The following is an 11,158-nucleotide window of genomic DNA, read 5'->3' as shown; positions in this document are numbered from 1 at the left end:
TGTCGGAGGACAAATTCTATGGGTTGGTTAAAAAGATTGTTTGGTTTAGAAAAACTAGAAAATCAAGAAACTGTTGACGCTCCTGCTTACCAAGCACCTGTAGCTGAAGCTCAAGCTCAAGCGGCAGCGAGCGCTCAGACAATCCCGCCGGAACGCATGGGCTTGAACGGAGAATACGATCAAAGCGGCTTAGCTAAACGGGTGGCTCAGGCTTTCGATGCAAATCCAGATGTTGCGGATATTGAGACTGTTTATGTGGCTCAACATGGCACTACGGTGGTTCTCAAAGGTACAGTTCCCAGTCAGGAAATTGTCAGCAGGTTGGTGACAATTGCTAAAGGTGTTAAGGGTGCAACTGGGGTGGAAACCGATCAAGTTTCTGTCGGCTAACGCGACGGTTATTTCTAATAGTTAGCAGTTAGCAGTTAACTGTTAACTGTTAACTGCTAACAGTTTTTTTTTATCTCTTATGGCTTAACTAAAAAATATGACAGGGGAAACCTTAGAACCTACTCGGGGGAAATTAGAACGGACTCTTTCGCAGGGAATTCAAGCTTTGTACCGCTCTCAACTCGGACACTCCACGAGTCAGGCGCTCTGCAATCTTTTGGATAACAAATTGATAATAGTTGTTGAAAATGGGCTTACTCAACCCGAAAAACTGCTGGCTCAGAACGGTCACCAAGATTTGGCGTTGCAAGTGCGGACACAATTAGAATCACTTCTGGAATTGCAACTGAAAGAATTAATCCAAAAGGTTTTGGGCGTGGGAGTCACTGATTTGCTCCGCGATGCGACCTTGGAGACCGGCCGCACTGGAACGATCGCAATTTTGGACTCTGCACCTCAAGTTCGTGATTCTAATTATAAATCTAAAACTCAACCAAAACCAGTTGACAGTTGAGGTGCTGGCGGATAACTGTTTCTAAATCTTTGATGTTAAAAGGTTTGGAAAGGTATTCCACGCAGCCTGCTTCGAGAATTCGAGCGCGGTCTTCTGGTTTTGCTAGTGCTGTGACCGCAACAATCGGAATATGTCTGATCTGTGGGTTTTGTTGGACGCGCTTTACTACTTCCATACCGTCTATATCCGGCAGGCAAATGTCGAGTACGATTAGGTCTGGATGTCGATCGACTGCTGCTGAAAGAGCTGCGTACCCGTCAACTGCTCCCACGCACTCACAGCCCAATAAATCGAGTATTTGTGTCAGCAGCTCTAAGTTGTCATGATTGTCGTCTACCGCCAACACTAAAGGACGCTGCTCAACCGGGGGTTGACCGTTCGTGAAAGACGAGGATTCCAATTTATTGTTCCAATGAGGGTAGTTCATAAATGCCGAGCGAAACGATCAAAAAAGTTGTCTCCGAGGCATTCTTCAAGTGGCGCTGCGGCACTTGAAACAGATTGGCTCGTATTTGTAGTTCTCCAATGACCAGTTTTTGGTCTAACCCGATACAATATTGCTACAAGCTGCAGGCAAAACGACTGCAGTTGATTAACCGCATAGCATCTGCTTAATTCTACCTCTCCCAGCACCAATTACCCACTGAGGTACTCTTCGTGCGTCAGCCTTGGTAAAAATACGTAATAAATACGCAATAAATACGAAAAATGTTACCAATAAAGCATCCTCGCTTAATAACATTCAATAGCGGCGACAGCTTTTTAGGATATTAACCACATTAGACATGGGTTCCCCTACATGGATCTACCTAAAGGAAGATTCTAAACGATACTTAATTTTAATAACTTCCACCTGCTGAGAGATACTTAATTACTCTACTTTAGACTTCAATATTTTTAAGTAGTAATCATCACAATTTAAGCCAGTAAAAAAAATCAGTTTTTACATGAGCTTGACCGGATATTAACCTAGGAGGTTTTAATGACAATTCCACTCAGAGACGACCTAACTTACATTTTGCTCAAAAAGATTGGCACTGACAACGGCAGGGGAGAGTCGGAAATTAGGAACGCAGCGGAAGAATATGTCGGTCACAAGGTGGCAGAAGCGGAATTGCTCGGTCATTTGGACTACCTCAACCAAAGGGAATTTATCAAAGCTCAGTTTAGTGGCGATCCTTATGGAGGAGCTGAGTTATTGCCGCCTTTAGTGGCATTTCAAGAAGCCGAGTTAACAGAAAAAGGCCGCAAACTGTTACACAAAATGGAGACGAATCCTCCTACGTCGCTCCACCAGGAAGGATCTGCAGTTCCTATCGCTTCAAAGGATATGCCGTTTTTGGAAAAAGTGATGGTAAACGGTCACTTGGAGGATATTTTTGATGCCCGCGACATTACCGAAGTAGTGTACCGGATCATGCGCGATGTGATGACAACAGAAGCAATCGATCACGTGGAAGCTGAATTGCACAAAGAAGTTTTGCCTACGGATGACAAAACCCTGCAACAAGAAATAGCAGACCTCTGGAAAGATACAAATCCGCTGGTGGGATTGCTCAGCCGGATACGTCAGCCTTTGACCGGCGAGCCTGCACCTTTGGGGATCGATGGCAATTTGTTTGCACGGAGGGTGGAACTAGAAGGCGCACTTCCTTCAGGAGTAAAACCGGAAACTGCGATCGCGGCTGTATTTTCTGCCACGAAGGATGAGCTGTCCGAGGAGCGAATTCAGGAAATAGCTGGCTTTTTGCCGGACAGAATTCGGGGAATTTGGGAGTCAGCTTAATGAGACATTTTAAGGTATAAATACTTACCAGCCGGCTTGACCAAGCTGGTTTCTCTATACCTTTTGTCTTTTAACTCTGGAATTGCTTTCTAATGAGGACGAAAGTCCCGATTAAACTGGATCGGGCTTTCGTCCTCACTAATTTTCTGATGGCTCTTTTCTTGCTTTGTAAGTGCTGTAAAAAACCCGGTATATCACCGAAATTTGTCGAAAAAGCCGAAATATTCGCATAAACCGAGTTTCTCGCTCTGGGTTTGGGTCAAGCCCCTAGACGCCGCGAAAGTGTTGTAATGTATAATACAAGGCAAGTTAAGACTGTGGATCGCAAAAATGCTGTCAACAGCCCGGGAGATCAAAAGGCATGACCCGCACCAAAGTTAGACAAATGTCACGATCGACTTTACAACAAGAGATTTTACTCAATCGAATTACCAATCGCATCCGCAACTCTTTAGAACTGCAGGAGATTTTGACGACAACTGCCCGAGAAATCCGCAGCTTTTTAGAGAGCGATCGAGTAAAAGTTTATCGCTTTGAGGCCGACGGTAGCGGTGAGGTCATTGCTGAGTCGATCAACGGCAACAATTTGTCCTCTATGCTGGGTTTGCGGTTTCCAGCAGGCGACATTCCCCAGAGTGCTCGGGAAATGTTTCTCAAAGCGCGGCAGCGAGTGATTGTAGATGTGGAATTGAAGCATCAAACAATTAATCGGTTAGATTGTCCCGAAACCGGCAAAACTTTAGCAGTTGAAGACATTACCTATCGTCCTGTAGACCCCTGTCACGCTGAATATCTGAAGGCTATGGGGGCACGTTCTTCTCTGACGGTGCCGATTGTGCATCAAAATCACCTTTGGGGGCTGTTGGTGTCTCACCATAGCCAACCGAAACGGTTTAGCGATCGAGAATTGAAAATGGTGCAGTTGCTTGTCGATCAACTTTCAATTGCGATCGCCCAATCTTTTCTGCTGAGTCAAGCTAGACAGCAAGCGCGTGACGAAGCCGTTATCAACCAAATTACGAGTTTGCTGCATTCTCCTCTGGAACTCAACGAAATTCGGAAATCAGTTCTGGAACAAACTGTCAAGCATTTGCGTGGTTCGGGAGGGCGACTCTACCTTGCAGCCGAGTTTGGCGATCGACCGGCTTTGCTTTATACCTGTGGCCAGCAGCCCGCGGATCTCGACCTTGAACTCAGCCCGTTTTGGCAGCAGATCATGGGGTTGGACAACCAAGGCGATCGAACACAAACTGCTAATCATACAAGCCAATTAGATATTTTTGAAAATCTATATTCCCAGCATTACAGTTCAATTGACAGCAATGTTTCCAGTTTTATCGTACCGCATTTGTATGCAATTGCCGATATTTCTAAAGAACCTCAACTCAAATCTGTATCTGCCAATTTAGTCGCAGCTTCCATTCGTTCATTTTTGGCAGTACCGCTGCAATACCGCCAACAGTGCATCGGCTGTCTCACCGTTTTTCGCAGCCCTATAGAAACAGAAATTTTGTGGGCGGGGCGTTGCAGTTCGGACGCCCGGAACGATCGTCCCCGACAATCTTTTGCAGCTTGGAAAGAAATCAAAACAGGCGAAGCTCAAAAGTGGACTAGCGAGGAACAGAAGCTAGCACAATCTTTAGGAACTCACCTGTACATGGCTGCAATGCAGAGACGGGTCGAGGCGATGATTCGACATCAAGCTTCTCACGACCCATTAACCGGTTTACCTAATAGATTGCTGTTTAATGAAAGGCTGTCTTTAGCTTTAGCTAGTGCTCACCAAAACGCAGAAATGCTGGCGGTTATCTTTCTTGATTTGGATAGATTTAAAAATGTTAACGATACCCTAGGTCACCAAGTGGGTGATTTGTTGCTGCAAAGTGTATCTCGGCGTTTGGCTAACTGTTTGCGCGTGGGGGATTCGATGGCTCGTTGGGGCGGAGATGAATTTACTGTGCTGCTGTACAATCTCAATAGCCCTGAGGAAGCAACTAAAATTTGCCAGCTAATTATCCAGAGTTTAAGCAGTCCTTTTGATTTTGACGGTCTAGAACTTTATATTAAGGCTAGCTTGGGAATTGCTTTGGCTCCTTATGACGGAGAAGATGCAGAAACTTTGCTGAAAAATGCTGATGCTGCAATGTACAAAGCTAAACAGAAAGGTCGCAATAATTATCAGTTTTACACGCGGGCGATCGGCAGTAAAGTCTCCGAGGATCTTAACTTAGAAAATCATCTTTACAAAGCTCTAAAAAAATCCGAGTTTGTCCTGCACTATCAACCGCAAATAAATTTAAAGACTGGTAAAATAGTCGGCATGGAAGCTCTGATTCGCTGGGAACATCCCGAACGCGGTTTGATTTCTCCCGATCGATTTATTCCCTTAGCTGAGGAAACAGGATTAATCTGCCAAATAGACGAATGGGTGATGCGGACTGCTTGCTTGCAAAATCGAGCGTGGCAGTTACTGGGATTGCCGCCGATGCGGATAGCGGTGAATTTATCAGCCCGGCAGTTTCTGCAACCTCACACGGTACAAACCATCGCTGAAATTTTATCAGAAACAAAGTTAAATCCCGAGTATTTAGAAATAGAAATTACCGAGAGCATTGCCATGACAGATGTGAGCTTTACGGTGTCGGTATTGCAGCAGTTGCAGGACATGGGAATTCACATTGCTTTGGATGATTTTGGTACCGGTTATTCTTCGCTGTGGTCTTTGAAAAACTTTCCCCTCAATAATTTAAAAATAGACAAATCTTTCGTTGCCGACTTGGTGACTGGCAGCAGCGGTGCTACTATTGTGAAACTGGCGATCGCCTTGGGACAGGGCCTGAATTTACAGGTGATTGCTGAGGGAGTGGAAACAGCAGAACAGTTGGCATTTTTGCACTCGCATCAGTGCGATATGGGTCAGGGTTACTTTTTTAGCAAACCAATACCGGCGGCGGCTATAACCCAATTGTGCTTAGAAAATCAATCGGGGAAATAATATCAATTCCGGTTGCACCGTCCGTGATTGTTGACTGTTGACTCACAGTTAACAGTCAACACTCAACAATTATAAGGAGTGCAACCGGAATCGATAGGACAACTTACTGCCAAACAAACACTTTCGCTTCGTATTCCGGCAAGTCAATCATAATATTGTCATCGCCCGATTCAATATCATAATTACCTGTCCATTCGTGCCAAGTTCCGTTTGCCGGGAAGTGGGGAACGCTGTAACCTGCTAGATAATTTTCCGACATATTCGCCACTACTACCACTCTCGAACCTTCATCGTTCCAGCGAGTGTAAGCAAAAACTTTTGAGTCGGGGTCTTCGTGGAAAAAGTCGATGTTTTCTGTGTAAAGTGCTTGGTTATTTTTACGCAGGTGAATTAAGCCTTTGTAGTATTCCCACAAACCTTTATTCAGGTCATTTCCTAGCAGCGTCCAGTCAATTTTAGATTGCTCAATTGTTTTGGCTTTGTATTCGCCAAATTCTTCGCCCATCCAAATCAGCGGCACGCCAACTGCTGTCATTAACAGCACGGTTCCCAACTTCGCCCGTTTGAATGCTGCTTCATCCAAAATTCCGCGATCGCCCAATTCGGCAAAAACGCGATCGTGGTCGTGATTGCTCAAATAATTGACTACATTCGTAGCACCCAAGAAACCTTGCCGCTTGCAGTCGATTACCTCTTTGAGCCGTTCTAAATCAAAATTGTCCCCGCAGAGTTGTGGAATTATGGAGTGATAGAAACTGTCGTGCCAGCAGCCGTCCATCGGCCCGTCTACATTCGTGATGCTGGGATTTTCGGGAATGTATTCGGCAACGGTATAAAACGGTTTGGGGCCGGCAACATTTTTGGCTTCTTGAACTATCCAGTGCATGAAATCGTAGTTGGCAATTTGTCGCGCCGCGTCGAAACGAATGCCGTCGAGATGATATTCTTGAATCCAGAAGCGGACTGTATCGCCAATAAATTTGCGCGCCGGGAAAGTTCCTAAGTTTTCGTCGTAAAATTCGTAGTTAAATTCCGGGCCCCAATTGTTGTCAGGATCGCGCGGGGCGTGGTGGTACCAATAATCGTGATCGATTTGAGTGAGGGGGCTCGATGATTCCGAGTGGTTGTAAATCCCGTCCATGATGATGCGAATACCGCGCCCGTGACACTCGTCTATCAGGTTTTTGAGTTCTTCTGTGGTTCCGTAGCTGGACTCGGCAGCGAAGAAGTAGCGGGGGTTGTAGCCCCAACTGTAGTCGCCTGGGTATTCTTTGAGGGGCATGAGTTCGATCGCGTTGACGCCGAGTTCGACTAGGTAATCGAGTTTTTCGACGACGTGCTTGTACTGGCCGCGGGCGAAGGGATCGGCTTCGCCGCCGGAAAAGTCGGCAACGTGCATTTCGTAAATCACTAATTCCCGATCGGCCGGTAGCGGTTTATCGTCGTGTTTCCAGACGTAGGTATCGACAATGCGATCGCCATCTTTGATCCGAACAATGCCGTTTTGAGTAGGATCGTCGATATCAGTCGCGTAGGGATCGACTATATCTACCCACTGATCCGCTTCCAGAAACCAGCTTTTCGACTGAACGCGAAATTTGTATTGATAAACGCCATCCTCCAACTCAACTCGCGTGCGGAAATAACCCTCTTCGTCCTTTTCCATCGGAATTTCTTCCCAATTAGAAAAAGAGCCAATCAAGGCAGCTCCTTTGTTATAGGGAGCAAATAACTTGAATTCAATTGGGGCGGTCATAATACCTCTTTCTAAAACATTTCAGTAGCAGTTGATACTTTTAATTTCGCTAACTTAAGCGAACTCAGCATCGCTCTGCGGATATAATTTCTTTAAGGCTTAACTATTCCTAAAAGTATCGTAATCTGGCTTCTGCCTGCGCCTTTTATGAAGTGAGATCGCGCAATATTGGCAGTGGGAGCGAAATTAATCTAACTGGGCATCGCTCAACAATAAGTATTAGTAATATGATAGTTTTTTAGCATCTATCTTAAGGTATATTTACTTTTTTTAAAAATGAAAAAAATATCTGTACTAGGATAGATGCGCCTTTAAAACTTATTACTGTTTTAACAACAAACAATTGCTTAGCTGGTGCACGCTGCTACCCCTAATTTTTGGGTAACAATTAGTGAGTCGGTGTGCAGCGCACACCCTTAATCAGTGACCGTAAGGTGCGCCCAGCGCACCCTACTTTTAACTTGATTTTGCCTGATGATAAGGCTTCATCCAACCAAGCCAGAACGCAGGGCAAGAACGGCTGCCTGAGTGCGGTCATCCGCGCACAACTTGTTCAAAATATTGCGGACGTGAGTCTTGACTGTACCGACAGTAATGTACAGCTTTTCGGCGATTGCAGCATTGCTGTAACCCTGCACGATCAGTTCCAAAACTTCTAATTCCCGCTCGGTTAAAGGGTAAGTCTCAATGATGTGACTAAACTCGGGTTCGGCAGCCTTAATTGTGACTCTTTTGCCCTCAGCCTTCGGTTCTTCCGGCGCGGTTTCCTGAGTGCGAGCTTGTTTCAGGACGATACGGGCGATCGCCGGATCGATCCAAGAATTACCTTCGTGAGTTACTTTTACTACATCTAATAACTGATCGAAGCTAATATCTTTCATGCAGTAAGAGTCAGCTCCGGCGGCAAAAGCTGCCAGAACTTCTTCTTCATTGTCCTGAAAAGTCAGAATCAAAATTTTTGTATCTGGATCGGACTCCGCTACGGATTTTTTGAACTTTTGTGTAAGTTCAATGCCATCAAAATCCGGCAATCCAATATCTACAATTGCCACGTCAGGTTTTGAAGACTGAAGCAGTTTCAATCCATCTGTAGCGTTAGCTGCATCGCCGACAACTTCTATCGTGTCACGCTGTTGTAAAGCTGTGCGGATGCCGACTCTTGTCAGGTCATGGTCTTCTATCAAAGCAACGCGAATTTTACTCATCTTTCTTCCAATAGTCCGCTAAACTTTTAAAATATCGTCAACTGACTCAGATAAACTGAGTAAATTTGAGAATGTGTCCTGATTTAGGGTTTTACAGGCTGCACATCATTTTTAAGCATACTCATGCAGCCGCCAAGAATGCAAGTTAATTTTTAAGTTATTTTGCGGCGATGCCTGCACGAGCCTTCCTCTGGACAGGTAAGCTCTCAATGTTTTAACAGTTTAACTGAATTATCTCATTGTCCGCCCGTTGATAGAGGTAAAGATATCACTACCGAGATAATTTTAAAGTATAAAAAATTTTGATGCACTTGGCACGTCAAAATCCATAAAGCTAGCAGCACGAGTCTTTAGCCGGTGTTAGGGCTCAAGTCCAATGCTTATTTATATAACCTGTTATGACTCAGCATGACCGCAATAAGTCTTTTCCGTCGGAGTTTTCCGACTCTGAAATCTTACACAAAGTATCTGAAATAACATCCCCCCAACCGCAAGTTGGCGACTGCGAAACTCAGGACGATCGCCTGCTGTCGGCAATTCCTCACATAGGTTGGGAAACAAAGACCGACGGCTGGGCGACTTATTTCTGTCAGCGCTGGGAGGACTACACGGGCGTACCAGCAGCAGCAGCTTTGGGTTTCGGCTATCTGGCGCAGGTTCACCCAGAAGACCGTCCTCGTCTTTTGGCGAGATCGCACACTTCTAAGTTCCCGCCGTCAAGTTACGAAATTATATTTCGTCTGCGGACGCGAGAGGGCATTTACCGCTGGAACCTGGCCACAGGAACGCCCGCTAATCTAGACAGTCAGGAAGTTTGGAAGTGGGTGGGAACCTACACCGAAATCGACGCCATCCAAAAAACTCCAGCCGAACCCCAAGCAGAACCAGAATTCTTGCCCGATCGAGTGCCCTCAAAAAACAATTTTACAGCAAAAAATTTGTGTGGAGCCCGGACGGTATGGGACGCGGCACACGAGTTGCACGCGCTCGATCGATTTACAAATTTGTTGAGCCAGCGCGCGGGTAGCTTGTGCCAGTTGTTGCAAGGCATTGCGGATGCGACTGTAGAGGCGATCGCAGGAGCGGAATTTTGCCTAGTTGCTCTCCTGGAGTACGATTGCAGCGGCCTCAAAGTCAGCGCTGTCGGGGGCACGGAAAACTTTGGTGAGGGTACAACCCCGCACGTGCAAAACAAGCTGCTGTGGAAAGCATTTGCGACAGGAGAGTCTGTACTGTTGCGGTCGGAGTCTGGCGACGGCGGGCTGCCGGCGGCGGCCTGTGCTGCAGCGATCGAGTCGGCGCCAAGCGGGCGTTTGGGTGTGTTGGCCATCGGCAACGGGAAAGACAGCAGGGCGATTAACGCTCATACTCAGCAACTGCTGGCGGTGATGGGAAAACAAGCGGCGATCGCGATTAACAACGCGCTGGCGATCGAAAAATTAAAAAAGCAGGAACAGCTTTTAGACTTGCAAAACGAGCTGCTAATTCGCCAGCAGGAAGAACTGGAAAATCAGGGGCGACGCATTCAACAGCAAAAATTGGAATTGCTAGAAGCAGCCAAGTTAAAATCGCAATTTTTGGGCATCATGTCCCACGAATTGCGAACTCCCATGAATTCGATTATCGGCTTTTCCCAATTGCTGCTGCGCCAGCACAAACAACTGCTGACCGCCCAGCAAACAGAAATGGTGGGGCGCATTTTACATAACGGCAAAAATCTCCTTCTGCTGATTAACGATATCCTCGACCTCTCCAAAATCGAGAGTGGCCGCACAGAATTAAAAATTGAAAAATTTAATTTAGCGCATTTAGTAATGGATGTCGCCCTGGAATTCGGAAATCAAGCCACCGATAAGAACGTGGCAATGTCCGTCAGCGTCTGCTTGCAGGATCAGTTGATAGTTAATGACAAGTTGCGCCTGCGGCAAATTTTGGTCAATCTCGTTTCCAACGCGGTTAAATTCACACATGAGGGCAGCATTTACATTGAGGTGCGGGCATTAAATAGCGATCGGCTAATTATCACGGTTCGGGATACAGGAATCGGCATCTGTGAAAAGGATCTTCCCCACATTTTCGACAAGTTCCACCAAGGCGACCAAAGTACAACTCGCCAATATCCCGGCACTGGTTTAGGACTAGCTATTTGTGCTTCTTTAGTCAAGATGATCCACGGTAAAATTACCGCCGAAAGTCAACCCAACAAAGGTTCGATATTTCGGATCGAGTTCCCGCGAAAAATTTACCCTAAAAAACTCAATTTCTGACTGAAAACCTTTTTATATTTATCACAATGGCCGATTTTAACCGATCGTACAAAAATTTTCGTCCCTCTCTAAGACACGAAAAAATAAATATGACTAAGAGCAAAAAAAGGTTTTACCTAGTAATTATAGCAGTAGGGTGCACCTCGGCGCACCCTACATATAGAGGTTTTGGGTAATCCCTTTATTCTTGAGTCCCTCTCTGCTAGGAGGAGAGTTTGTGTAGGATAGGTTGCAACAGCAGACTT

Annotated in this window: 8 protein-coding genes; 5 read left to right on the top strand and 3 right to left on the bottom strand. The window is 45.8% G+C overall.

Annotation, left to right across the window (positions count from 1 at the left end):
• Positions 1-18 precede the first annotated feature (18 nt).
• Positions 19-390 carry a BON domain-containing protein gene (locus QUA53_RS18300; RefSeq protein ID WP_333098997.1) on the top strand — a complete coding sequence of 124 codons (372 nt, stop codon included), beginning with the start codon at positions 19-21 and terminating at the stop codon, positions 388-390.
• A 97-nt stretch (positions 391-487) separates the two neighbouring features.
• Positions 488-904 carry a DUF2294 domain-containing protein gene (locus QUA53_RS18295; RefSeq protein WP_333098995.1) on the top strand — a complete coding sequence of 139 codons (417 nt, stop codon included), beginning with the start codon at positions 488-490 and terminating at the stop codon, positions 902-904.
• On the opposite strand, the gene QUA53_RS18290 is transcribed toward QUA53_RS18295, so the two are convergent.
• Positions 873-1,331, bottom strand: a complete 459-nt coding sequence (locus QUA53_RS18290; RefSeq protein WP_333098993.1) for a response regulator — start codon at positions 1,329-1,331, stop codon at positions 873-875. The two genes, QUA53_RS18295 and QUA53_RS18290, sit on opposite strands and share 32 nt — an antisense overlap.
• A 555-nt stretch (positions 1,332-1,886) precedes the next feature.
• Between QUA53_RS18290 and QUA53_RS18285 the strand changes: the two genes are divergently transcribed.
• Positions 1,887-2,690 carry a DUF2267 domain-containing protein gene (locus QUA53_RS18285; RefSeq protein ID WP_333098992.1) on the top strand — a complete coding sequence of 268 codons (804 nt, stop codon included), beginning with the start codon at positions 1,887-1,889 and terminating at the stop codon, positions 2,688-2,690.
• 361 nt (positions 2,691-3,051) lie between these two features.
• Positions 3,052-5,685 carry an EAL domain-containing protein gene (locus tag QUA53_RS18280; protein ID WP_333098991.1) on the top strand — a complete coding sequence of 878 codons (2,634 nt, stop codon included), beginning with the start codon at positions 3,052-3,054 and terminating at the stop codon, positions 5,683-5,685.
• A 103-nt stretch (positions 5,686-5,788) separates the two neighbouring features.
• Here the strand turns inward: QUA53_RS18280 and QUA53_RS18275 are convergent, their stop codons facing one another.
• Positions 5,789-7,441 carry an alpha-amylase family glycosyl hydrolase gene (locus QUA53_RS18275; RefSeq protein WP_333098990.1) on the bottom strand — a complete coding sequence of 551 codons (1,653 nt, stop codon included), beginning with the start codon at positions 7,439-7,441 and terminating at the stop codon, positions 5,789-5,791.
• Between the two features lie 485 nt (positions 7,442-7,926).
• Positions 7,927-8,646: a response regulator transcription factor gene (locus tag QUA53_RS18270; RefSeq protein WP_333098987.1), complete on the bottom strand. Its 720-nt coding sequence runs from the start codon at positions 8,644-8,646 to the stop codon at positions 7,927-7,929.
• 398 nt (positions 8,647-9,044) lie between these two features.
• Here QUA53_RS18270 and QUA53_RS18265 point away from each other — a divergent pair, with 398 nt between their 5' ends.
• The gene (locus QUA53_RS18265; RefSeq protein WP_333098986.1) at positions 9,045-10,913 is read left to right on the top strand and encodes a PAS domain-containing sensor histidine kinase; all 1,869 of its coding nucleotides are present in this window, start codon (positions 9,045-9,047) and stop codon (positions 10,911-10,913) included.
• Positions 10,914-11,158: the final 245 nt, after the last annotated feature.

The organism is Microcoleus sp. Pol12B3 (genome assembly GCF_036701355.1).
Taxonomy (GTDB): Bacteria; Cyanobacteriota; Cyanobacteriia; order Cyanobacteriales; family Microcoleaceae; genus Microcoleus.
This window is presented reverse-complemented; position numbering and strand designations above follow the sequence as displayed.

What these genes read in the sequence shown, in the direction of transcription:
- QUA53_RS18275 (WP_333098990.1), bottom strand. Translation starts at nt 7,441, where the DNA reads ATGACCGCCCCAATTGAATTCAAGTTATTTGCTCCCTATAACAAAGGA.
- QUA53_RS18265 (WP_333098986.1), top strand. Translation starts at nt 9,045, where the DNA reads ATGACTCAGCATGACCGCAATAAGTCTTTTCCGTCGGAGTTTTCCGAC.
- QUA53_RS18270 (WP_333098987.1), bottom strand. Translation starts at nt 8,646, where the DNA reads ATGAGTAAAATTCGCGTTGCTTTGATAGAAGACCATGACCTGACAAGA.
- QUA53_RS18300 (WP_333098997.1), top strand. Translation starts at nt 19, where the DNA reads ATGGGTTGGTTAAAAAGATTGTTTGGTTTAGAAAAACTAGAAAATCAA.
- QUA53_RS18285 (WP_333098992.1), top strand. Translation starts at nt 1,887, where the DNA reads ATGACAATTCCACTCAGAGACGACCTAACTTACATTTTGCTCAAAAAG.
- QUA53_RS18280 (WP_333098991.1), top strand. Translation starts at nt 3,052, where the DNA reads ATGACCCGCACCAAAGTTAGACAAATGTCACGATCGACTTTACAACAA.
- QUA53_RS18290 (WP_333098993.1), bottom strand. Translation starts at nt 1,331, where the DNA reads ATGAACTACCCTCATTGGAACAATAAATTGGAATCCTCGTCTTTCACG.
- QUA53_RS18295 (WP_333098995.1), top strand. Translation starts at nt 488, where the DNA reads ATGACAGGGGAAACCTTAGAACCTACTCGGGGGAAATTAGAACGGACT.